The following is a 21,486-nucleotide window of genomic DNA, read 5'->3' on the forward strand; positions in this document are numbered from 1 at the left end:
ACGCGGTGCCTTGCCCACAGCAGGCCCGCGTCATCAAGGAGACACTGTATGGCAAGCTTTTCCCACGCGGTGGGCGCTCAAACCTACCGCTTCGACAGCCTCAAGGACGTGATGGCCAAGGCCAGCCCCGCACGCTCCGGGGACTTCCTCGCCGGTGTCGCTGCCCAGAATGACGGTGAGCGTGTGGCGGCGCAGATGGCGCTGGCGAATATCCCGCTCAAGCACTTCCTGCAAGAAGCACTGATTCCTTATGAAAGCGATGAAGTCACCCGGCTGATCATCGACACCCACGATAAACAGGCGTTTGCAGCGGTCAGCCACCTCACTGTCGGCGGCCTGCGCGACTGGCTGCTCAGCGACGCGGCCGATGAACAGGCCCTACGCGCATTGGCGCCAGGGCTGACACCGGAAATGGCCGCGGCCGTGTCCAAGATCATGCGCGTGCAAGACCTGGTGCTGGTGGCGCAGAAGATCCGCGTGGTCACCCAGTTTCGCGGCACCCTGGGCCTGCGCGGGCGCTTGTCCACGCGCTTGCAGCCCAACCACCCCACCGACGAACCGGCCGGCATCGCCGCGAGCATTCTCGACGGCCTGCTGTACGGCAACGGCGACGCCATGATCGGCATCAACCCGGCCACCGACAGCATCGCCTCGATCTGCGCCATGCTCGAGATGCTGGACGCGATCATCCAGCGCTACGAAATCCCCACCCAGGCCTGCGTGCTCACCCACGTCACCACCTCCATCGAAGCGATCAACCGCGGCGTACCGCTGGACCTGGTGTTTCAGTCAATTGCCGGTACCGAAGCGGCCAATGCCAGTTTCGGGATCAACCTGAACGTGCTGCAGGAAGGTTACGACGCCGGCTTGAGCCTCAAGCGCGGCACCCTGGGCCAGAACCTGATGTACTTCGAAACCGGCCAGGGCAGCGCCTTGTCGGCCAATGCGCACTTTGGCGTCGACCAGCAAACCTGTGAAACCCGTGCCTACGCCGTGGCGCGGCACTTCAAGCCGTTTCTGGTGAACACCGTGGTCGGTTTTATCGGCCCGGAGTACCTGTACAACGGCAAGCAGATTATCCGCGCCGGCCTGGAAGACCACTTCTGCGGCAAACTGCTCGGCGTGCCCATGGGTTGCGATATCTGCTACACCAACCACGCCGAAGCCGACCAGGACGACATGGACACCCTGCTGACCCTGCTCGGTGTGGCCGGCATCAACTTCATCATGGGCATCCCCGGCTCCGACGACATCATGCTCAACTACCAGACCACCTCGTTCCACGACGCTCTGTACGCGCGGCAAACATTGGGTTTAAAACCGGCGCCGGAGTTCGAGCAGTGGCTGGCGAAAATGGGCATCTTCACGCAGGCCGATGGCAAGGTGCACTTTGGCAACAGCCTGCCACCGGCCTTTCGCCACGCCTTGGCGCAATTGGGATGAAGGAGCCGACTGTGCAACCAGAATTGCCTGACAACCCGTGGCTGGAACTGCGCCGCCTGACCCCGGCGCGTATTGCCCTGGGCCGCACCGGCACCAGCCTTCCCACCAGCGCCCAACTGGACTTCCAGTTTGCCCACGCCCAGGCGCGGGACGCGGTGCACCTGCCCTTCGATCACGCCGGGCTCAGCCACCAACTGGCCGAACGTGGCCGAGACAGCCTGTTGTTGCACAGCGCCGCCACGGACCGGCACATCTACCTGCAACGCCCGGACCTTGGGCGACGCCTGAGCGATGAGTCGGCGCAAACGCTGCGCGACTACGCCCTGGCCCAGCCCGGTGGCGTGGACTTGGCCATCGTGGTGGCCGATGGCCTGTCGGCACTGGCCGTGCATAAACATACAGCGCCGTTTCTGGCGCGCCTGGAAGAACAGACCCACGTCGAAGGCTGGTCCTTGTCACCGGTGATCCTGGTGGAGCAAGGCCGCGTGGCGGTGGCCGATGAAATCGGGCAGCTACTGGGCGCCAAGATGGTGGTGATCCTGATCGGCGAACGACCGGGGCTCAGCTCGCCGGACAGCCTGGGACTGTATTTCACCTACAACCCCAAGGTCGGCCTCACCGATGCCTATCGCAACTGCATCTCCAATGTGCGGCTGGAGGGCTTGAGTTATGGCATGGCGGCCCATCGCCTGCTGTACTTGATGCGAGAGGCGTGTCGCCGGCAGTTGTCGGGGGTCAATCTCAAGGATGAGGCACAGGTTCAGACCCTCGAATCCGACGACCCGGACCTGATGAAGGGCAATTTCCTGCTCAGCCCGGCAGATGACCGCTAGCGGCACGATTGCGCTTTTTAGCGTCATTAGGCAGCATCGAGTCACGGCCGCTCGTGTGGTCATACCCCATTTGGAAGTTGAGGCCTGGCATGCGGATTACTCAAGCGACCCTGGAACACCTGGACCTGTTGACCCCGTTGTTCGTCAAATACCGCGAGTTCTACGGGGCCTTGCCGTTCCCGGACTCGTCACGGGCCTTTCTGGAGAAGCGCCTGCGGCGCAAGGAGTCGGTGATCTACCTGGCCCTGGCCGACGATGACGACAAGCGGCTGCTGGGGTTTTGCCAGCTGTATCCGAGTTTTTCTTCGCTGTCGCTCAAGCGGGTGTGGATCCTCAACGACATCTATGTGGCCGAGGACGCACGCCGGCAACTGGTGGCCGACAACTTGATGCGCACGGCCAAGAAAATGGCCAAGGACACCCACGCGGTGCGGCTGCGGGTATCGACCAGCAGCGATAACGACGTGGCGCAGAAGACCTATGAGTCGATTGGGTTTCGCGAAGACACCGAATTCAAAAACTACGTGTTGCCGATCAACGAAGACTGAAAACCAGTCAGCCAGACACCGCAATATCCTTGTGGGAGCTGGCTTGCCTGCGATGGTGGAGTGTCAGCGAGCATTTCTCATACTGACCCACCGCTATCGCAGGCAAGCCAACTCCCACATTGGATCCGGCGACTGGCTTGAAGCCCAACCCCTTCACAATTTCGCGACACCCCCCGCTACAAAAGCCACACGCTTTTCACCTCTCAATCCGTATAATGCCGACCTTTCAGGGTTGTAAGAACCGCGACAATTACTTGTAGCCTTATTGCCTGAGCTTCCGCACAAGCCCGCTGAGTCGGGCTATTCACACAGGTGCCATCCATGGATTTCAACCCGCTCGACCTTATCCTGCATCTCGACGTCTACCTCGACATGCTGGTAACCAATTACGGTCCGTGGATCTACGCCATTCTGTTCCTGGTGATTTTTTGCGAAACCGGCCTGGTGGTCATGCCTTTCCTGCCGGGCGACTCCTTGCTGTTCATCGCCGGTGCTGTAGCGGCTGGCGGCGGTATGGACCCAGTCCTGCTGGCCGGCCTGCTGATGCTGGCGGCCATCCTCGGCGATAGCACCAACTACGTGATCGGACGAACGGCGGGCGAGCGCTTGTTCAGCAACCCGAACTCCAAGATCTTCCGCCGCGACTACCTGCAAAAAACCCACGACTTCTACGACAAGCATGGCGGCAAGACCGTGACCCTGGCGCGCTTCCTACCGATCCTGCGCACCTTCGCGCCGTTCGTCGCGGGCGTGGCCAAGATGCCGTATCCGCGCTTCTTCGGCTTCAGCGTACTGGGCACCATCCTGTGGGTCGGTGGCCTGGTGACCTTGGGTTACTTCTTCGGCAACGTGCCTTTTATCAAGAAGAACCTGTCGCTGCTGGTGGTGTTCATCATCCTGCTGTCACTGGTGCCGATGATTATTGGCGTAGTGCGCAGCCGCTTTGGCCGCACGTCCTCCGAAGCCAACCCGCACTGACTCCCCGTGTGGTCCCTCAGCGCCTGGCGTCGCCGGCGCCTGCTGGCCAAGCACCCGATTGCCGATGACACCTGGCAACGGGTGCGCCACCACCTGACCTTCCTCGACGGCATTACGCCGGAGCAAGACCAGTGGCTGCGCGAAGCCTGCGTGGTGTTCCTCAGCGAAAAACACCTCACCGCCCTGCCCGGCGTCGAACTGCACCAGGAACAACGCCTGCTGCTCGCCGCCCAGGCGCAATTGCCGCTGATGAACCTGGGCGACCTCGACTGGTACCAGGGTTTCCATGAGATCGTGCTGTACCCCGACGACTTCCTCAGCCCACAACGCCATCGCGATGCCAGTGGCGTGGAGCACGAATGGGACGGCGAACACAGCGGCGAAGCCTGGCAACAAGGCCCGGTGATCCTCGCCTGGCCTGGTGTGCTCGCCAGCGGCCAATGGGAAGGCTACAACCTGGTCATCCACGAACTGGCGCACAAGCTGGACATGCTCAACGGCGACGCCAACGGCCTGCCGCCTCTGCACCATGACATGCGCGTGCAGGACTGGGCCAGCGTCATGCAAGGCGCCTTCGATGACCTCAACCGCCAGTTGGACGCCAACCCGGACGCCGAGACCGAGATAGACCCTTACGCTGCGGAAAACCCGGCGGAATTCTTTGCCGTCACCAGTGAATATTTCTTCAGCGCCCCGGATTTACTGATCAATTGTTATCCACAGGTGTACGCCCAACTCAGCCGCTTTTATCGCCAGGATCCCCTGGCCCGCCTGACCCAACTGCCAGCCAGCGACCCGCGCTACTCGCCACAGGGCGAATGACCGTACGACGCTTGGCGCATGGCATCGGCGTCAGAATATGCCTATAATCGCCGCCACTTTTAGGCCAATCCGGCCATGTCATATGGCCAACTAACGGGGGCAACGCCCAATGAGCTACAGCAAGATTCCGGCTGGCAAAGACCTGCCGAACGACATCTACGTCGCCATCGAAATTCCGGCCAACCACGCGCCGATCAAATACGAAATCGACAAAGACAGCGACTGCCTGTTCGTTGACCGTTTCATGGCCACCCCGATGTTCTACCCGGCCAACTACGGTTTCATCCCCAACACCTTGGCTGACGACGGTGACCCCCTCGACGTGCTGGTCGTGACCCCTTACCCGGTCACCCCAGGCTCGGTTATCCGCGCCCGCCCAGTCGGCATCCTGAACATGACCGACGACGGCGGCGGCGATGCCAAAGTCATCGCAGTGCCACACGACAAGCTGTCCCAGCTGTATGTGGACGTGAAGGAATACACCGACCTGCCGCCACTGCTGCTGGAACAGATCAAGCACTTCTTCGAGAACTACAAAGACCTCGAAAAAGGCAAATGGGTGAAGATCGACGGTTGGGGCAACGCAGACGCCGCCCGCGCCGAGATCATGAAGTCGGTTGCTGCCTACAAAGGCTGATACCCGCACCTCAGTGCCACGGCAAATAAAAAGCCCCGTTAATTCGGGGCTTTTTTATGGGCCAGACTAAACATCAAGTTCAATGTTTAGTTGCAGCGTTTAACCAAGTTGCACATATGAAAGATCAAGCCATAACTAAGCCAGATCCTACAACTGCAAATCAACGCATGGTTTATTTGATGGGACTTTCCGGCCAGTAAACTCTGCGTTTATGAATACATCAGGTGATCGTTTAAAAGCACTACTACGGGAAGTTCATCTTTCCGCCTCCGACTTCGCCAAGAACCGCGGCGTCACGCCTCAGCACGTGAACAACTGGTTCAAACGCGGCGTCCCCATGGGCCGACTCAACGAGATCGCAGAATTGCTGTGCGTCTCAAGTCGCTGGTTAAGCGACGGTAAAGGCCCCAAGCACCCGCCTGCCAACTACCTGTTGGAAGGCCCCATCGCAAGGATTGCAACCACCCGCGAAGACACAGGCAAATACCTCACAGGCCCCGCCTGCCGCCCGGAAAAAACCGACGTGGAGATCCCTCTCCACCCCACCTTCACCTCAACCGAACGCATCCGCGTCTCCTTGCACAATCTGGAAACCCTCAACGTCAACCCCTACCGCGCGATAGGCGCCTACATGGTCGACAACAGCATGATCGACATCATCCAACAGGGCGCTACACTCGCCATCGACCGAGGCCGCACCCAAATCATCGACGGCGAAATCTACGCCGTCGAACACGACGGCATGCTGCGCATCAAATACCTCTACAACCGCCCTGGCGGCGGCCTGCGCATGCGCAGCCACAACGCCAGCGAACACCCGGACGAATATCTGAACCACGAGGAACGCTTCGAGCAAAGCTTCAAGATCGTCGGCTGGGTATTCTGGTGGTCCACCCTCAACAACCGCCGCCCACCGGTGCCGCTGGATGAACACCTGCTGGGCTGGGAAGGCTCTAAATCGGAACCGGAGGTGGGCAACTGAAGTGAATGTGGATATCATGCGCCGCACATTTGGCAGGGGTCGCTTTTAGCTGATTCCCTGCCGGCGAAGCGGAGGAGTTCCCGCGGATGCCCCTACTATTCAGCCTGACGCAATGTGGGCTGAGCGATTTGAAGGCTGGTGAGGTTTGTCAAAAACAAGCTGAGGCAGTCCCCCGAGAAGCCGGCCACAAGCCGGCTTTTTAATGTCCGAAATAATCCTGCCCCATCCGAGAATCTTCCTGATAGCTAAGATATTTCGGGGCTTTCGGGGCATTTCTCTTTCCCATGGTGTTCTTTAATTAACCCATCCGTAAATATGGCTTTAGGGAAAACTCAGATAGCCGAGTTTTACAACAACCGCAATCACCACCAAGAAAAAACGCGCTTGATATTTAATTACTGCAACCATAGAGAAACAGCAAACACCTGGCAGATAATTAATAGCATATCGAACACAGAAATCACATTTAATATTAGATGACACACAGACCATAACTCAATTGCATTAACAATAGTCCCCAAAGCGAAGTACACTGCAGACAATAATTTTACCGCAATAAAAAATGGGAAGTATTCCAGAAGGTCGTGGCTTCCGCCTCCCTAAACCCATTGGGAAAAAATTCTAACTCACAACCCCGCAACGCCCTGAAAATATTCACGCGCGCTCAAGCTGCAAAACAGAGCATCGCAAGCACAGCGGCCACTATCGCCTCCAGAACATTGCAACACCAATATTAAATATTCTTTGATTTTTACCAGCGAGTGGACCGCGGAAAAAACTGACTTTTCACAACTACCCGGTCACCTCAATTACTCTAATAGAGAATATTTCGATCTTTTTAAAGTCTATCAGCGGGTGCATTCTTATCGACTGATTGAACAACCGCCATCAAGCGGAATCACTGCTCCAGTCATAAACGACGATGCCGCGGACGTTAGAAAAATAACGGTTCCAACGATATCTGATTCAATACCAAGACGTCCGCGCGGCATTGACTTTATTATAGCATCGCCATGCTTACCAAGCATAAACTCTGTCATTTTAGTTTTGAAAGGGCCTACCGCTATAGCATTAACGTTAATGTTTGCATACGCGAGATCGCACGCTAAATGGCGGGTCAAATGGTGCACCGCTGCCTTACTTGTGGAATATGAATAATTTTCAAACTCAGGAACACTAATCCCGTCGACAGAACCGATGTTAATCACTCGAGATGGATCCGCGAGGCTGCCGGCTGCCTTTAACGCGTTCACCAAGCGCTGAGTTAAGAAGAAGACAGATTTCATATTGAGATCAATCACCTTATCCCACCCAGCTTCAGGAAACGCATCAAAACTCGCCCCCCAAGTGACGCCAGCATTATTTACCAAAATGTCGATTTCTGGCTCACGCGCCAAAATTTTTTCGACCACAACGTCCAGCTGCGCTAGGTCTGCCAAGTCGGCAGCGATTGCGATCGCCTTACCATATTGTTTCAAATCAGCTTCTGCTTGTGCACAGGCTTCAGAACTGCGAGATACCACATAGGTTTTAACCCCGTTCTGCACCAGCCCTTTGGCAATCATGAAACCTATCCCTCGAGTGCCTCCAGTTACGACAGCAACCTTGCCAGACACATCAAAAAGCTTATTATTACTATTCATTTTTAATGCTACCCACCGGACGTGTGCGTATCAGAGATACAATTTTAAAGCGCTTCGATTTTTGTAATGAACCCGATCCGCCTTGGGTCACACACCGGGCCCCTATGATAGAAAGAGTCGCTCCCTAACAACGTCATACAAATGACACTCTTGTACCTTCTCATGCAACATCACCCGTCGCGATGTCGTATCATTCATCATCTATATTGTTTTTAGTTTGACGACCATGATCGTTTATGTAGCGGACAAGCCCTTCCCTATTCTTTACCAAAATTCTACCGTAATCGGTTTCTATTAGACCCAACTCGCGCAATTCCCTTATTGCTCGGTTAACATTAGGTCGAGCACTGCCAACCATCAAGCCTATATCTGATTGGGACAAACTCAGGCTGACAGCAACTTTTTCTGACTTTTGCATCTGTGCCAAAGAAACAAACCGAGACGCTATGCGGGCGGCGACCGGCAGCGTCAAAAGCTCCTCGATTATCTGAAGCGCACCTTTGAGTCGACGATTAGTCTGCGCAACTATAGCCGCTTCAATGTCATGATAACGAGCCCTAAGATCATTAAAGTCACGCGCACCCCATACTCTTAATACCGACTTCCCCCGCGTGATAAAGTTTATCGAATACGATTCATTGCTAGCTACAGCGCTGTCACCGATTACATCTCCGGGCCTATAGATATAGATCAGAACTTCTTGACCATCCGCGGTTAATATACATTGCCGAACCGCGCCAGAAACAATCTGAAAGACCTCCGTCATTGGATCACGCTGACGGTACAGAGTAATGCCACCAGGCAGGCTACGTATGCGTGACTTTTCACGCAAAGCTTCGCTAGCCGAAGGACTCAAGTCTTCGATCCAATTAAAACCGGTCATTTCATCACTCCCCTTTCGCATGTAATCAATCGTCTCTAACCAACCGACCTATTCGCCGCCAGAATATGTTCAAGGTACGGCTTACCAGGTTGCGCCCTGACCACATCAAATCACGACTACAAGCCGTCACGCAAATTCGGACAACCTGTGGTTGGCGATACGCTCGTCGATTACTGTTATTGACCTACGAAAAAGAGACTACGCGCCAGACTTGATTAGAAGCCAACCCTCCACAACCTCAGCCTTATATATCAACACAACTGCAAAAAAGCCGATCTAAATACCGAACCCTGCCCCCTCGATCAGACTGGCAAATGCGCCCCCACCTTCAACGTGGTACGTCAGCCCCCCACAACAATCATGAGTAACACAATAACTTATATATTGTTTAATGCTTTATTACTCTACGTATTAACACGCCACACTAGGATTTAGCTTGAGCAGCTCTCGGCGCGAGTCCAGCAACACTGAATACCAAACGCTCGATGGCGGGTAGGAAAATCCGATGCTCGAAGTCCTTGCGTGGAAGGGATAACTGAGCAATGACCAAGCCGCCGATGGCATGCAAGACGAAGGCAAAGTCGGCGCCTGGGTCCTGCGAGCCGAGCTTCAGAAACGCCTCTCTGCAAAGGTCAGCGTGTATACGTCCCCACTTTGATAGGGCTGGACGCAAGCTCGGGTCGTGGGCACCGGCAAGATTCAGTTCGTATACAGCGATCCCCATACTGCGATCCTCGATCAGCAGGCGAGTGTTGTACTGGGCGATGAGCGTAGCGAACCGTGCTGGGTCATGTGCGCACGCCTCTAAGTCAGGAGCGATTTCGCTGAAACTGGTGGCGATTTTTTCGCAGGCATGGTCGATGGCTGCCGACATCAATGCGCCCTTCGAACCGAAATAGTAAGCAACCGAGCCATGACTGCAACCCGCTTCCTTGGCCACGCTGCGCAGGCTGAGGCTGTGATGCCCATCGCGAACGATCAGACGCATGGCTGCTTCAATCAGCGAAAGGCGGCGCTGCTCCCCTTTGGCGGAAAGGTTTTCGTCGCAGCGGGACGGCGACGGTTTATTCGAATGCAGTTCTGTCATGACAAGACCTGAGGAGGAAGACGGTTCTCCACGGCCAATTTTTCCGGCTGCGGCATGAGGGGTGATTATTTCAGATACGCGCCTATTGACAAAATTATCCACTCGGATAAAAGTAAAAATACTCCACCTGGAGTACTTTTCTGTGCAGCTGTCTGCCACCCGCTTGAAAACAGGAGAACAATAATGAGCACTGTTGCCCCTTCCGATTCCCAGCGTGAAGACCTCTTGGCCTCGGCCGATGATCTTGGGCGTCGCTGTGCGGCCCGGAGCAAGGAGATCGAAGCCAATCGATTCCTGCCTCAAGACTTGGCCGAAGCGCTGGCCGGCGCCGGACTGTACCGTATGCTGACGCCGCGCGAGTATGGTGGACTGGAAGTGAGTGTGGAGACCTTTGTCGAAGTTATTGAGCGGCTGGCAAGCTACGAGGCCTCGGCTGCCTGGTGCACATTCATCGACTGCACCGCTTGTATTCTCGCCGCCTATCTACCCAATGAGGGCGCGTCGGAACTGTTTTCCAATCCTCAGCTAAAGGCGGCGGGTGTGTTCGCTCCGCGTGGCAAAGCCACACGTGAAGTGCGCGACGGCGTACCGGGCTTTCGCATCAGTGGTCGCTGGGCATGGGGGTCGGCAAGCAAAAATGCTGACATCGTCCTCGGTGGCTGCATGGTCCTCAACGAGCAGGGCAAACCAGAAATCCTCCCCGACGGTTTTACACGTGTGCAGATGATGGTATTCCGTCGAGACCAAGTGACTTGGCTGAACAACTGGGACACGTTTGGGCTACGTGGAAGTGGCAGCGGCGAGTTCGAAGTGCATGACGTATTCGTAGCTGAACATCACAGCGCCTCGCTTACGGATGATGAGCCGCTGCCTCGAACGCTTTATCGGTTTCCCGCATTCGGCCTGCTCGGTATTGGCGTAGGTGCTGTGGCGCTGGGTATAGCCCGACATGCGCTGGACAGCCTGTGCGACCTAGCCAAAGTGCGAACACCGCAGTTCAGCGGCAAAACCCTGGATCAACGTCCGGGCACGCAACAGGCAATAGCAAAGGCCGAGGCTGGCTTGCGCTCAGCGAGGGCTTTCTTGATGGAATCCGTTCGTCAGGCGTGGAATGAGGCCGAGCAGCAAGGTGTGATTGCCCTTGAAAAGCGCCGCGATATTCGCTTGGCTACGACTTACGCAGTAGAGATCGCCCGTAACATCGTTACCAGCATGTATCAACTGGGTGGTGGCTCTTCGATTTTTGACAGTTCGCCCCTGCAGCAATGTCTGCGTGACATCCACGTAGTCACCCAACACTTCATGGTGAGTGAATCCACCTATGAAGTGGTCGGGCGGCTATTCCTTGGGCTCGATACCAACGTCTCTATGTTCTGAAACAGAGGAGACCTCCAATGAGCATTCCTACGGAGTGGCGTTCACGTCTTGCATTGCCGCTAATCGCGGCTCCAATGTTCCTCATTTCTGGACCGCAAATGGTGATCGAGTGTTGCCGAAACGGTGTAATTGGTAGCTTTCCGACTCCCAACGCCCGCACTCCTGCGATTCTTCGAGAATGGCTATTGCAGATTAGCCAGACGCTTACCGAAAAGGATGCGCCTTGGGCGGTCAACCTAGTGGTACACCGCAGTAATGATCGTCTATCGCAAGATCTCGAGTTAGTTGAAGAGTTCAAGCCACCACTCGTGATCACTGCGCTTGGCAGTCCCAAGGCGGTAATCGAGCGGGTACAGAGATACGGTGGCCGCGTGCTAGCGGATGTCAACTCGCTGAAATATGCAAGGGAGGCCGCTAAGGCAGGCGCTGATGGCCTGATTTTAGTCAGTGCCGGATCTGGCGGGCATACGGGACAGATGAACGGCTTCGCCATGGTCGGCGCCGTTCGTGAGTTCTTCGACGGCATTTTGGTTCTGGCCGGAGGCTTGATGACGGGGGCTTCAGTACGCTCCGCCGAATTATTGGGTGCAGATTTAGCATCCATGGGTACGCGTTTCATTCCTTGCCAAGAAAGCCTCGCTGATGAGCACTACAGGAAAATGCTAGTGGAATCTGGCTTCGAGGATCTGGTGCTAAGCAACCAAGTCACCGGTGTGGCAGCCAACTGGTTGCGGCAGAGTTTGGATCTTGCGGATATCACTGATGACAACCCGGGCAAGTCCACGGCGATCGACTTCGCCGATCCCAAAGGCGCAAAACGACGCTGGACTCAAGTACGGTCCGCGGGACACGGCGTGGATGCGATCAAGCGTTCGGAGCCCGCACGCGAGCTAATCGCCGGTTTGGTCAACGACTACTGGCAGGCCGTTCGCCGGCCGGCCTTCATCTGCACGGAAGAGACACTGAAATGAAAAAACCTTATATCGTGGCTATCGGTGGCACTACTCGCTCCGGTTCAATGACTGAGCGAGTGCTGCTCAACGTCCTCAGTCATGCAGAAAACGGTGGAGCTCGCATCAAACTGTTGGGGGGAGAAAAACTGCAGTTACCCCTGTATGGCTCAGCACCGGTTTCCCACCCACTGGTGCAGGATTTGCTCAACGAGATACGGCAAGCCGATGGCGTGATTCTGGCCTCGCCCGGTTATCACGGAGCGCTTTCTGGATTGATGAAAAACGCTCTCGACTATATGGAGGAGGCGCGTGGCGATGCGCATCCCTACCTAAGTCGTCGCGCCGTGGGCTGCATCGGTTTAGCGGCAGGCTGGCAGGCCGGCGCGGCTACCCTAGTGGGATTGCGCAGTATCGTTCATGCATTGCGTGGCTGGCCCACACCTATGGGCGTTGTGATCAATTCGACGCAGACAACTTTCGAGGCGGACGGTGCATGCAATGACGAACTGGTGGATAAACAATTACAAATCATGACCGACCAAGTGCTGGAGTTCTGCCACATGACTCATTGACGTAATGCCAACTTCGCGCTCTGAAACTTTGACTGATCTTACGCCGAATCGGCCACTCTATATGAATTGGTAAATCGTCCGATCATCACGCGTAAACGCCTATTGCAGCGCGCGGCCTTATACAACTTACATCCAATTTGTCAACGGGGGTTTAAACGGACCCAAGTATCTGGAAACCTTGGTATGACCGAGGCGCGAAGATCATGTTATCAGAGTTATATAGTCGGCCTCGGACCCATCGCTATCCAGAATACCCTGTATAGCGACAGGCGATATACCGTGATGTTGTCGGTACAGACGGCGGCCAGAAAACCACTGAAGAGGTCGTTTAAAGACGAAGCTTTTATATCGTCAGGGTTGTTCTGGCAAAGATGAGGAAGAGCCAGTAAATCTGACAACCACCGTAGCAGAGCAATTACCCGGCAGGGCGCCGAAGTGCGATATCAACATCGCCCGCTCAAAAGCGATAAGTCATCTGCGCTGTCAGTCCATGTGCGCTATTTTCGTACTTCGCACTGTATGCGGGCTGGAGACCGGATGAGTTTGACTGACTGACCGGAGCAGCGTTTTCCCAAAGGTAAGCATATGCAATGTCGAATGTCAGCTCGCTCAAGGGAGAGTAACCTGCGCCAACAGTCACTGTTCGACGATCCCCCACAGGGATGCGAACGATCCGATCTTCGTTCGTCGTCGGAGACGGATCGTAGGCAAAGCCAGTTCGCAGCACCCACTGCGGTGTCAATTGGTAGGCAGTACCTACAGCCACTGACCAAATATCACGAAAGTTGACCTCCTCACCCACCGTCCCAAATCCTAAAGCGACGCCGAGCGGAGGGATTCCCTCATTCTCAGCAGTCAAATCCTTCAGGCGACTCCAGCGTGTCCAAGTTGTGCCAAGGTAACCAGTCAACTTCTCATCGAAGCGGTATGTCAGTGAGGTGTCGACAGACTCTGGAAGAGTGACATCCATGCTCGTGCCGTATCGACCGTTCAAGCGAAAAGCAGCGGGGGACTCCGAAACGCTGATGTGGCCTTTGAGGCTATAATCAACCTTGGAATGGTAGGCTAAGCCCCACGTGGCGGACTCACTGATGTCGATCATCACACCAAGGTTATAACCGATAGCAGTATCATCCCCCTTAATCTTGAGTTCGGTATCTTTTCCAGTTGGGTTAAGCGCTGCGGTGGCCAAGTCATTCTTCAACTTGCCATCAAGACGATTTATGGTTAAACCTCCTCCGACAGAAATGAAGTCATTGATTCGGAAGCTGATGGTTGGCTGGAAAGTGATGACTTTTACCATACTATATGAACCGTGATAGCGACCTTGGAACGAAGACTCATAGTCGTTGATCAGTCCGAACGGCGCATACACACCTATCCCAACACTGACGTCATCACTCAAGGGGGACGAAGCGTACCCAAACGGAATGGTTGTAATAGGAGCTGAATCACCCTTATTAGTACCTCGAGCACCGCTCGATACATTTTTTATATCAATGCTCGGATCAATGACTGCAAAACCACCGCTGATCTCCGAACGCTTGAGCTTTACTAATCCTGCGGGATTTCCGTAGATAATACTTGCGTCCAGAACAGTCGATGCCCTGCCAGAAAATGCCGTGCCCGCCCCACTTGCACTTTGCTCATTAACTGTGACGCCGTTGGAATATGCTTGAAGCGATATTGCACAAGCACTCAGGGCAAAAACTCGAGAAACAGTCTTTTTATACATTGTTATCCGACTCCGATTCGTAAAATGGCCCTTTGACGAATACACAAAGGGCCCTACCACGCGCGCATGCACTTTTCACAACGTGCGTGAAACATGGGAGTTCTAATTCTATTAAGGCGAGAAAGCCCAAAGTGTCACCTAGGAGACAATCTGCTCGAGAAAATCGTCTGAATAAGCAAAACGGGAGAGCAAACCGAAAAATCGTGACCTCTCGATCGTCCCAATACGCTTAGACAACGAGTAGAACCGGCCTGACCGAATTGAGTATTTTCCGCAACTACCACCAACGCTTGAAAAACTGCCACTCAATAAAATTGCTATGTCAGTGAGACATGAGTCGCGTGACGACATCGAATCCAAAACAACGTTATCCATAGCAAAGTTCCAATCGCTAATTGAAGCGGTCATTTGTGGAACTAAACAAACGGTGGCAGCCGTAAGCAGTTAGTCCACCGGTCGCTTGGAACCCGGCGCACACGAGGGTGTGCTGCGCACAGCTACCATAAGATGCAGGCGATGGGGATCCTTTGCGCAGCAATCCGATGCAAACATTATGCGCCAACAACTGTCTCTTTTAAGTTGACAGTAAGACTCCTTCCACCCGATTTATCCCTCGTCACCCACCCATTAATCTGTGCCCATGTTGAACGCAACGCCCAACCAACCTAAACAAAAAAGGATTCAACCATGAGCACTGCAACCTACAACCGCTTGAACAAAGACGACGCCATTGTTCTGCTGGTCGATCACCAGACCGGCCTGATCTCCCTGGTGCAGGACTTCTCCCCCAACGAGTTCAAGAACAACGTGCTGGCTCTGGCTGACCTGGCCAAGTTCTTCAACTTGCCGACCATCCTCACCACCAGTTTCGAGCAAGGCCCTAACGGCCCGCTGGTGCCGGAGTTGAAGGAGATGTTCCCGGACGCGCCGTATATCGCTCGCCCTGGTCAGATCAATGCCTGGGACAACGAGGATTTCGTCAAGGCGATCAAGGCCACGGGGCGTAAGCAAATCATCATTGCCGGTGTGGTGACGGATGTGTGTGTGGCGTTCCCGACGTTGTCGGCGCTGGCGGAAGGGTTTGAGGTGTTTGTGGTGACGGATGCGTCGGGCACGTTCAACACCACGGTGCAGCAGGCGGCGTGGAGCCGGATGACACAGGCCGGTGCACAGTTGATGAACTGGTTCTCGGTGGCGTGTGAGTTGCACCGCGACTGGCGCAACGATATCGAAGGGCTGGGGAATTTGTTGTCCCAGCGGATTCCTAACTATCGCAATTTGATGAACAGCTACTCGGCCCTGTCTGCTCGCCAGAGCTAAGACTGCCATGCTCCGTATTGAGCCTGCCTGAAAAGGCAGGCTTTTTTATGGGCGTAGATTGAGATGCGTGTGGGTGACGCGGAGCGTCACTGGATGCATTACCACGCGGAGCATGGGAACGATCAACTTCCTTAATCCAGGATCAAGTGCGGCAGAAACCGGCTTGAGTCCTTGGTGATCAAGCTATTGTCCTCTCGCACACCTATGCCAGCGGCCTGGTCGCCAATTACCCAAGAGCCGATCAGCGTGTAGCTGTCCCCAAATTTTGGCAGCGGTGCGAACTCCTGAAGGATGAATGGCGCATCCGTGTAGGGGCCGTCTTCTTTTACGATCAGGCCGTCGGCGGTTTGTAGTTCGATGTTGGCGCCTTCCCGGGAGAAGAACGGCTTGCGCACCCAGCCTTTTGGCACGGCCTTGCCTGGGTCGGTGTCCAGGTGGGACGCGAGCAGGTTGGGGTGGCCTTGGTTGAATTCCCACAGCAGCGGCAGGATGCCTTTGTTGGAGAGGACGGATTTCCACGCGGGTTCGAAGAACTGCGTGTCGCTCTTGGCAATCGCGGCACCAAAGGGCTCGTGGAAGATGAACTCCCAGGCGTGCAGTTTGAACAGGTGGGGGATCCAGCGATCTTCAAGGTCGACGAAGCGGCCCTCGCTGGTCAGGCCGATGTCTTCGATGTCGATGTGGCGCGATTCGATGCCGACCTTTTCGGCGACCAGGCGCAGGTAGTCGGTGGTGCCTTTGTCTTCGATGGAGTCTTTCATCGAGGCGAAGTAGAACGGCTGGTTGACCTGCAGTTGGGCGAAGGCCTGGTGCAGTTTGGTGTCGATGCTATTGAACTGGTCGGCGTGCTTGGGCAGCAGGCCGCGTTCGATGCATTGTTCCAGCCAGCCCCACTGAAACGCAGCTGCTTCGTAGAGGCTGGTGGGGGTGTCGTAGTTGAGCTCCAGCAACTTGGCGGGCCCGCTGCCGTTGTAGGAGAAGTCCATGCGCCCGTACAGGTGCGGGTGGCCTTCGAGCCATGAGGTTCGGATCATGTCGTAGAACGGCGCGGGGATGCTCAGGCGTTCAAGCAGTTCTTCGCTGTGGACCACGCGGGCGACGAGGTCCATGCACATGTCATGGAGCTCGGTGGTCGGGTCTTCGAGGTCGCGCTCGATTTGTTTGAGCGTGAACTGGTAGTACGCGCTTTCGTCCCAGTAAGGTTCGTCGTCGATGGTATGGAACAGGAAGCCAAGACTCTCGGCTGTGTGTTTCCAGTCATGACGCTCTGCGCATTGGATCTTCTTCATGGCCGGTTTCCTTAGCTGCTCGACCCGCCGCCCCAGCCGCTGCGTGCGCTGGCTTTGCTGCCGAAGCCGCCGCGGGAGGTGGCCGATGAAACCGAGCTCGACTTAGGTGAAGAGCGCAGCGTGTTGGTGTAATTGCTGCTGCCGTACCGGGCCTGATTGGAACGGCCAAAGGTCGCGCCATTGGACACGCGCTGGTTGAGCGTCGAATTACCGTAGTTGCCGCGATCATCGCGATAGCGGTACACCGGTTCCGAACGGTAGCTGTTGCGGTTGTTGCTCAGCATGTTGCCGATCAGCAAGCCGGTCAGCAGGCTGCTGGTGGAGAAGCCTGAGCCGCCGCTGCTGGCCTGAGCATTGGCCGCTTGCGCATTGGCAGCGTCGACCTGGGATTGGGTCACCTGGCCTTCGGCGGTCAGTTCGAAACCGCCCAAGCGCGGGATGAATTTGCCGGTGGAGTCTTGCTGGCACCAGTCAGCGACAAAGTCGGCGTCGCAATCGGCCTGGCTGTCATACACCGGCGCAATGCGGCGATGCTCGGCCATGGCCGTCATGTAGGCGTCCGAGCAGACGTCTACCGGAAGTTTTTCATCGGCGCATTGCTGTACCGATTGGAAGTTGTACTTCTTTTGCAGATCGTAGGTTTTTTCCGTTGGGCCACAGCCGGATATCGCCATGGCGACCGACGCTGCCAGCGACAGCTGGACGTACTTGCTTCGTTTCATCGGGAGCTCCGTGGGCAATCAGTTCGAGGTGGGCGTCATGCACGCGGCATTCAGCATGCCGACGCTGATGGCCACCGCGGCCACGTAGATACCGGCCGCCAGTTCGCCCTTCTTGATGCGCTCGGACGTGCCTTTGAGCACCAGGCTGGTCAGCAGAAACGCCAGCAGTTGGACGACGGCGGCGATCACGGCCCAGACGATGAAGTCGAGAACGTTGATCGAGTAGGCAATCACATTGCTGGCCGGAATGGCGAAACCGACGATGGCACCGCCCAGGGCGACCGCTGCGGAGGTGTTGCCCGCACGGATCAGTTCGAACTCCTTATGCGGGGTGATGCGGGTGTAGATGAACTGGAACAGCGCGAACAGTACCGCAGCCCCCAGGATGTAGAGGACAAAGCCGAGCACCGCAGCTTTGTTGAGGGAGATGGAGAGTGCTTCTAGCATGGACGGCTTCCTTTTTTTAGAGCGTAGTCAGGTCGGTGGTGTACAGCGAAATGCCCAGGGATGTGCTCAGGCTGATGGTGCCTTCGGCATCTTCTTCGACGGAGAACAGCAGGAACTCTCGGCGGTCGGTCAAGCCGGTGTCGCGGGCGTATAGCATCGAACGGTGCTCGACGCTGTAGGTGGCTTCTGGGCTGGTGACCTGTTCGCTCATCGCCACCAATTCGGTCTGGCCGTCCTCGCTGCCCCACTCCCGGAAGTACTCGACGCCGTCGTGGGTGTAGGTCGGCAGCCCGATCATGCTCTGTGGGCCCGCCAGCCTGCTCAGTTCCGCTTCACTGCTGATGGTGACGTAACTCAGGTAGTTGAACAGAATCACTGACTCGACCTGGCCCGCTATCTGGCCGGTGGTGTGCACCTGCAACCAATAATCTTCGTCGTTCATGTAATAGCGCGACAGCCAGGTGGACTGGCCGAGGTCGATGGTGCCGTTGCTCCAGATTTCCTGGGAGCCGGGGATCACCACGTTAGTTTTTTCATCGAGCAGCAATTTCAGAGTCGTGTCAAACATCACGCCCTTGCCCGGCGCCAGGCCCAAAGGGCCAGTGGCAGGCAGGCTTGGGCTGGCGGTTCGGCTCGAGTCGGTAGTGGCTTTTGGGGCCTCAAGCCCCATCAACTGTTTAAGCCATCCCATGGGAGATTTCCTTAAGGCGAGTGGAAGCGATGTAGAAGAGTTCGCCGCCTTTGACCTCTGTGGCACTGGGCGGGTTGATCGATGGCTGCTGAACACCTTTGGCGCGATAGCCGATGAGGGTGGCGTTGTGGCGCTCCTTCATCTGCGTGTACAGCTCGCCGAATGTTGCCTCAAAGGCGTCGGGCAATTTCATCAGGTACTGGGTGGCGCCCTGCCCCACGCACAGCAACTCATTGATGACCACCGACGAGCCCGGATCCTGAGAGGCGCGCACCAGCATTTCGATAGCCATGCTGGACGTGCATTCCAGGCGCGGGGCGTAGGAGCTGGCCAGTGCAGCGATTTCACTTTCGTTGAAGTGGGCGACCACATGCCCGACGGGGCTCAGTTGATTCACCGCCAGCACGGTGGCCAGCGTCAGGTCATCAGACGGGGTTCGCACCAGCACACGCTCGGCACCGGGCACACCGGCACGCAGCAACAGTGCGGTGGAAGACAGGCTTTCGCCGCGGATGAACGCTGCTTTGCCCGGCATCGGATTTTCTTCAAGGCTGCAATCGCAGATCACGATCAGGTTGTCGTTCGAGGTTTCGTCTTGCAGCAACAATTCAATCACCCGCTCGCTGGACGCGCCCTCCCAGCCGATCAGCACGGTATGGCCGACCTTGCCGGTGAAATCACCTTTGCCCTTCATGCCTTTTCTCCATGCATCGATAACACTGCTGGTGGTTTTGCCGATGGCGGCCGTGAGCAGCGCAATGCCCCCGAGCATGACCCAGGTCGCCACGAAAATTCGTCCCGCCGAGGTCTGCGGCGCGAGGTCGCCATAGCCGACGGTGAGTGTGGTGGTGAGGTAGAAGTAGATAAACGTGGCGGGAGCGGTGAGGTGTTGTTCGCCCAGCAACACCAGGCCCAGGTAAGCCGTGCTCAGGTGGACACCCAAGGCAACGATCAGCCCTGCCCAACCGAAGCGGTGAAAGAGGGACGAGGCGTACATGCGTAACAGTAGGAAAATCGACATTTGGCCCCTGGCTCCCTGGGTACTTGAATCCTGACGACAGCATCGCCTCGGCGTCTGGATGCTCAAGTGCGTTCACCCGGCATTAAACCCGCTGCGCGGCGTGGATAGAAGTACCTTGGCTGCAATAAATCCGGCGAGCGCACCAAACAGATGCCCTTCGAAGGAAACGCCCTGCCGCGGAAGGAAGCCCACGACCAGTCCGCCATACAGCAAAGCCACGACAGCGGCTGTTAGCAGGTTGCCCCAGCTTCTATGGAACCAGGCGCGAGACAGCAGATAAGCCCATAGCCCGAACACCCAGCCGCTGGCGCCGACGTGTACGCCTGAAAAACCAAACAGCCAGACCAACAAGCCGCCCAGCAGAATGATGATGGCGCTGACGGCGATGAACCGGTTGACCCCTTCGATGATGACCAGAGAACCCAGGATCACAAAGGCAATCAGGTTGGCGCTCAGGTGGGCGAAGGAGGCGTGCAAAAACGGCGAGGAGAGGATGCCGAACAGACCCTGCACCGTTCTTGGGATTAGCCCGAATGCCATGAGGCTGTAACCGGTCGCCACATTGAGCAGTTGCAGCGCGACCATGAAGAGGGCCAGGCCTGCGATTGTCTTGAAACCCTTCAAGGCGTTCATCCTGACCTCAACATACAAAAGAAAGGCACTGCCACTGTGGCGAGGGAGCTTGCTCCCGCTGGGGCGCGAAGCGGCCCCAAAAACAGGACTGCTGCGCAGCCCAGCGGGAGCAAGCTCCCTCCCCACAAAGTTGCAGGCTTAACTGACCTGCGTTGATTACTCAGCCGACTTTTGCTTCAGACGCTCCAGAATCGCATTGGCACTGCCTTCGTTCGGCGTGATGCCGGCATCGCGCAGTTTGCGCTCCAGGTCTGTCCCCGTCGACGCTTCAGCCAGCTCATCCTGGGCTTGCAGCTCAGCGGCGCGTTGTTGCTGTTTGGCCTGCAAGCGATTGAGCGTACCGACGGCGGTTTCCAGCTTGCCGTTGGCACCGCCGCTGGCAATGGAGGCACTGACCTGGGCCTTTTGCACGCTGTCGCGAGCCTTGGCCATGTCCACTTGCTGGCGCAGGCTTTTGATGCGGCTTTCGGCCTTGGTGATGTCTTTGCGCATGCTCTCAGCGTACCCACCGAACTCGGTGGTCTGCTTTTGCTCCACGTCCCGCTCGTTGGTCAGGGTCGAAATGGCTTCGGCCACTTCCAGGGCGAGGTCTTCACGGTTGGCCTGGATAGCGGCCATCGCCTTGGATTCCAGGTCTTTGATCTTGGCGTCGTACTCGCCAACGCGATCAGCCGCCAGTTTGTGCTTGGCCATGATGCTTACCAATTCACGCTTGGCGTTGGCCAAGGCGCTGTCGGCATCGCGAATTTCCTGGTCGAGGATGCGCAGGGCCTGTTGGTCGACGATCGATTCGCCGACTTCGCTGGCACCGCCACGCAACGCGGTGAACAATTTGCTCCAGATGGACTGAGTCATTGGGTTTTCCCGAAT

22 protein-coding genes are annotated in these 21,486 nt (G+C 56.3%); 11 read left to right on the top strand and 11 right to left on the bottom strand.

Annotation, left to right across the window (positions count from 1 at the left end; translation table 11 throughout):
* The first annotated feature begins 48 nt into the window (after positions 1-48).
* The 7 genes from OC445_RS03390 (at position 49) to OC445_RS03420 (ending at position 6,243) form a co-directional block, all read left to right on the top strand.
* Positions 49-1,443, top strand: coding sequence for an ethanolamine ammonia-lyase subunit EutB (locus OC445_RS03390; RefSeq protein WP_003194516.1), 1,395 nt, complete (start codon positions 49-51; stop codon positions 1,441-1,443).
* Positions 1,440-2,276 carry an ethanolamine ammonia-lyase subunit EutC gene (gene eutC / locus OC445_RS03395; protein WP_054896915.1) on the top strand — a complete coding sequence of 279 codons (837 nt, stop codon included), beginning with the start codon at positions 1,440-1,442 and terminating at the stop codon, positions 2,274-2,276. The genes OC445_RS03390 and eutC overlap by 4 nt, the downstream gene beginning before the upstream one ends.
* Positions 2,277-2,365: 89 nt before the next feature.
* The gene (locus tag OC445_RS03400) at positions 2,366-2,824 is read left to right on the top strand and encodes a GNAT family N-acetyltransferase (RefSeq protein WP_014720105.1); all 459 of its coding nucleotides are present in this window, start codon (positions 2,366-2,368) and stop codon (positions 2,822-2,824) included.
* 321 nt (positions 2,825-3,145) lie between these two features.
* Positions 3,146-3,802, top strand: a complete 657-nt coding sequence (locus OC445_RS03405) for a DedA family protein (protein ID WP_003194521.1) — start codon at positions 3,146-3,148, stop codon at positions 3,800-3,802.
* A 6-nt stretch (positions 3,803-3,808) separates the two neighbouring features.
* The gene (locus OC445_RS03410) at positions 3,809-4,624 is read left to right on the top strand and encodes a zinc-dependent peptidase (RefSeq protein ID WP_198790875.1); all 816 of its coding nucleotides are present in this window, start codon (positions 3,809-3,811) and stop codon (positions 4,622-4,624) included.
* A 109-nt stretch (positions 4,625-4,733) separates the two neighbouring features.
* Positions 4,734-5,261: an inorganic diphosphatase gene (gene ppa, locus OC445_RS03415; RefSeq protein WP_003176323.1), complete on the top strand. Its 528-nt coding sequence runs from the start codon at positions 4,734-4,736 to the stop codon at positions 5,259-5,261.
* Between the two features lie 211 nt (positions 5,262-5,472).
* Complete coding sequence (locus tag OC445_RS03420; protein WP_262019941.1) at positions 5,473-6,243, top strand: helix-turn-helix transcriptional regulator; 771 nt, start codon at positions 5,473-5,475, stop codon at positions 6,241-6,243.
* A gap of 863 nt (positions 6,244-7,106) precedes the next feature.
* Here OC445_RS03420 and OC445_RS03425 read toward each other — a convergent pair.
* The 3 genes from OC445_RS03425 to OC445_RS03435 all read right to left on the bottom strand — a co-directional run bounded on the left by OC445_RS03425 (position 7,107) and on the right by OC445_RS03435 (position 9,856).
* Positions 7,107-7,886, bottom strand: coding sequence for an SDR family NAD(P)-dependent oxidoreductase (locus tag OC445_RS03425; protein WP_262019942.1), 780 nt, complete (start codon positions 7,884-7,886; stop codon positions 7,107-7,109).
* A 190-nt stretch (positions 7,887-8,076) separates the two neighbouring features.
* Positions 8,077-8,769, bottom strand: coding sequence for a Crp/Fnr family transcriptional regulator (locus tag OC445_RS03430; protein ID WP_172415507.1), 693 nt, complete (start codon positions 8,767-8,769; stop codon positions 8,077-8,079).
* 424 nt (positions 8,770-9,193) lie between these two features.
* Positions 9,194-9,856 (bottom strand): TetR/AcrR family transcriptional regulator, encoded by a 663-nt coding sequence (locus tag OC445_RS03435; protein WP_197880351.1) that lies wholly within the window; start codon positions 9,854-9,856, stop codon positions 9,194-9,196.
* 183 nt (positions 9,857-10,039) lie between these two features.
* Here OC445_RS03435 and OC445_RS03440 point away from each other — a divergent pair, with 183 nt between their 5' ends.
* The 3 genes from OC445_RS03440 to OC445_RS03450 are packed head-to-tail and all read left to right on the top strand — an operon-like array spanning position 10,040 to position 12,758.
* Positions 10,040-11,233, top strand: a complete 1,194-nt coding sequence (locus tag OC445_RS03440) for an acyl-CoA dehydrogenase family protein (protein ID WP_197880350.1) — start codon at positions 10,040-10,042, stop codon at positions 11,231-11,233.
* Between the two features lie 17 nt (positions 11,234-11,250).
* Complete coding sequence (locus OC445_RS03445; protein WP_054896921.1) at positions 11,251-12,204, top strand: NAD(P)H-dependent flavin oxidoreductase; 954 nt, start codon at positions 11,251-11,253, stop codon at positions 12,202-12,204.
* Positions 12,201-12,758 carry an NADPH-dependent FMN reductase gene (locus OC445_RS03450; protein ID WP_198791694.1) on the top strand — a complete coding sequence of 186 codons (558 nt, stop codon included), beginning with the start codon at positions 12,201-12,203 and terminating at the stop codon, positions 12,756-12,758. The genes OC445_RS03445 and OC445_RS03450 overlap by 4 nt, the downstream gene beginning before the upstream one ends.
* 457 nt (positions 12,759-13,215) lie before the next feature.
* Here the strand turns inward: OC445_RS03450 and OC445_RS03455 are convergent, their stop codons facing one another.
* Positions 13,216-14,493: an outer membrane protein transport protein gene (locus OC445_RS03455; RefSeq protein ID WP_198791693.1), complete on the bottom strand. Its 1,278-nt coding sequence runs from the start codon at positions 14,491-14,493 to the stop codon at positions 13,216-13,218.
* Positions 14,494-15,180: 687 nt separating this feature from the next.
* Here OC445_RS03455 and ycaC point away from each other — a divergent pair.
* Positions 15,181-15,813, top strand: coding sequence for an isochorismate family cysteine hydrolase YcaC (gene ycaC, locus OC445_RS03460; protein WP_014720109.1), 633 nt, complete (start codon positions 15,181-15,183; stop codon positions 15,811-15,813).
* 131 nt (positions 15,814-15,944) lie between these two features.
* Here the strand turns inward: ycaC and OC445_RS03465 are convergent, their stop codons facing one another.
* The 7 genes from OC445_RS03465 to OC445_RS03495 all read right to left on the bottom strand — a co-directional run bounded on the left by OC445_RS03465 (position 15,945) and on the right by OC445_RS03495 (position 21,471).
* Positions 15,945-17,102, bottom strand: coding sequence for a glutathionylspermidine synthase family protein (locus OC445_RS03465; protein ID WP_236453015.1), 1,158 nt, complete (start codon positions 17,100-17,102; stop codon positions 15,945-15,947).
* An 11-nt stretch (positions 17,103-17,113) separates the two neighbouring features.
* The gene (locus OC445_RS03470; RefSeq protein WP_181125279.1) at positions 17,114-17,824 is read right to left on the bottom strand and encodes a DUF1190 domain-containing protein; all 711 of its coding nucleotides are present in this window, start codon (positions 17,822-17,824) and stop codon (positions 17,114-17,116) included.
* An 18-nt stretch (positions 17,825-17,842) separates the two neighbouring features.
* Positions 17,843-18,271: a DUF350 domain-containing protein gene (locus OC445_RS03475; protein WP_003194539.1), complete on the bottom strand. Its 429-nt coding sequence runs from the start codon at positions 18,269-18,271 to the stop codon at positions 17,843-17,845.
* 16 nt (positions 18,272-18,287) lie between these two features.
* Complete coding sequence (locus tag OC445_RS03480) at positions 18,288-18,962, bottom strand: DUF2491 family protein (RefSeq protein WP_198791691.1); 675 nt, start codon at positions 18,960-18,962, stop codon at positions 18,288-18,290.
* Positions 18,949-19,983, bottom strand: a complete 1,035-nt coding sequence (locus OC445_RS03485; protein WP_198791690.1) for an ion channel — start codon at positions 19,981-19,983, stop codon at positions 18,949-18,951. Before OC445_RS03485 ends, OC445_RS03480 begins: the two co-directional genes overlap by 14 nt.
* 72 nt (positions 19,984-20,055) lie before the next feature.
* A complete protein-coding gene (locus OC445_RS03490) occupies positions 20,056-20,616 on the bottom strand; it encodes a rhomboid family intramembrane serine protease (RefSeq protein WP_054896928.1) in 561 nt (186 codons plus the stop codon).
* Between the two features lie 156 nt (positions 20,617-20,772).
* On the bottom strand, positions 20,773-21,471 hold the full coding sequence (locus OC445_RS03495) for a PspA/IM30 family protein (protein WP_014720114.1): 699 nt from the start codon (positions 21,469-21,471) through the stop codon (positions 20,773-20,775).
* Between the last annotated feature and the right edge of the window lie 15 nt (positions 21,472-21,486).

The sequence above is a fragment of the Pseudomonas sp. Pse35 genome, from assembly GCF_024519715.1.
GTDB classification, from domain to species: Bacteria; Pseudomonadota; Gammaproteobacteria; order Pseudomonadales; family Pseudomonadaceae; genus Aquipseudomonas; species Aquipseudomonas paracarnis.

Excerpts from the sequence above, each read along its gene's own strand:
- OC445_RS03390 (WP_003194516.1), top strand. The coding sequence starts at position 49 with ATGGCAAGCTTTTCCCACGCGGTGGGCGCTCAAACCTACCGCTTCGAC.
- eutC (WP_054896915.1), top strand. The coding sequence starts at position 1,440 with ATGAAGGAGCCGACTGTGCAACCAGAATTGCCTGACAACCCGTGGCTG.
- OC445_RS03400 (WP_014720105.1), top strand. The coding sequence starts at position 2,366 with ATGCGGATTACTCAAGCGACCCTGGAACACCTGGACCTGTTGACCCCG.
- OC445_RS03405 (WP_003194521.1), top strand. The coding sequence starts at position 3,146 with ATGGATTTCAACCCGCTCGACCTTATCCTGCATCTCGACGTCTACCTC.
- ppa (WP_003176323.1), top strand. The coding sequence starts at position 4,734 with ATGAGCTACAGCAAGATTCCGGCTGGCAAAGACCTGCCGAACGACATC.
- OC445_RS03420 (WP_262019941.1), top strand. The coding sequence starts at position 5,473 with ATGAATACATCAGGTGATCGTTTAAAAGCACTACTACGGGAAGTTCAT.
- OC445_RS03425 (WP_262019942.1), bottom strand. The coding sequence starts at position 7,886 with ATGAATAGTAATAATAAGCTTTTTGATGTGTCTGGCAAGGTTGCTGTC.
- OC445_RS03430 (WP_172415507.1), bottom strand. The coding sequence starts at position 8,769 with ATGACCGGTTTTAATTGGATCGAAGACTTGAGTCCTTCGGCTAGCGAA.
- OC445_RS03435 (WP_197880351.1), bottom strand. The coding sequence starts at position 9,856 with ATGACAGAACTGCATTCGAATAAACCGTCGCCGTCCCGCTGCGACGAA.
- OC445_RS03440 (WP_197880350.1), top strand. The coding sequence starts at position 10,040 with ATGAGCACTGTTGCCCCTTCCGATTCCCAGCGTGAAGACCTCTTGGCC.
- OC445_RS03445 (WP_054896921.1), top strand. The coding sequence starts at position 11,251 with ATGAGCATTCCTACGGAGTGGCGTTCACGTCTTGCATTGCCGCTAATC.
- OC445_RS03450 (WP_198791694.1), top strand. The coding sequence starts at position 12,201 with ATGAAAAAACCTTATATCGTGGCTATCGGTGGCACTACTCGCTCCGGT.
- OC445_RS03455 (WP_198791693.1), bottom strand. The coding sequence starts at position 14,493 with ATGTATAAAAAGACTGTTTCTCGAGTTTTTGCCCTGAGTGCTTGTGCA.
- ycaC (WP_014720109.1), top strand. The coding sequence starts at position 15,181 with ATGAGCACTGCAACCTACAACCGCTTGAACAAAGACGACGCCATTGTT.
- OC445_RS03465 (WP_236453015.1), bottom strand. The coding sequence starts at position 17,102 with ATGAAGAAGATCCAATGCGCAGAGCGTCATGACTGGAAACACACAGCC.
- OC445_RS03470 (WP_181125279.1), bottom strand. The coding sequence starts at position 17,824 with ATGAAACGAAGCAAGTACGTCCAGCTGTCGCTGGCAGCGTCGGTCGCC.
- OC445_RS03475 (WP_003194539.1), bottom strand. The coding sequence starts at position 18,271 with ATGCTAGAAGCACTCTCCATCTCCCTCAACAAAGCTGCGGTGCTCGGC.
- OC445_RS03480 (WP_198791691.1), bottom strand. The coding sequence starts at position 18,962 with ATGGGATGGCTTAAACAGTTGATGGGGCTTGAGGCCCCAAAAGCCACT.
- OC445_RS03485 (WP_198791690.1), bottom strand. The coding sequence starts at position 19,983 with ATGTCGATTTTCCTACTGTTACGCATGTACGCCTCGTCCCTCTTTCAC.
- OC445_RS03490 (WP_054896928.1), bottom strand. The coding sequence starts at position 20,616 with ATGAACGCCTTGAAGGGTTTCAAGACAATCGCAGGCCTGGCCCTCTTC.
- OC445_RS03495 (WP_014720114.1), bottom strand. The coding sequence starts at position 21,471 with ATGACTCAGTCCATCTGGAGCAAATTGTTCACCGCGTTGCGTGGCGGT.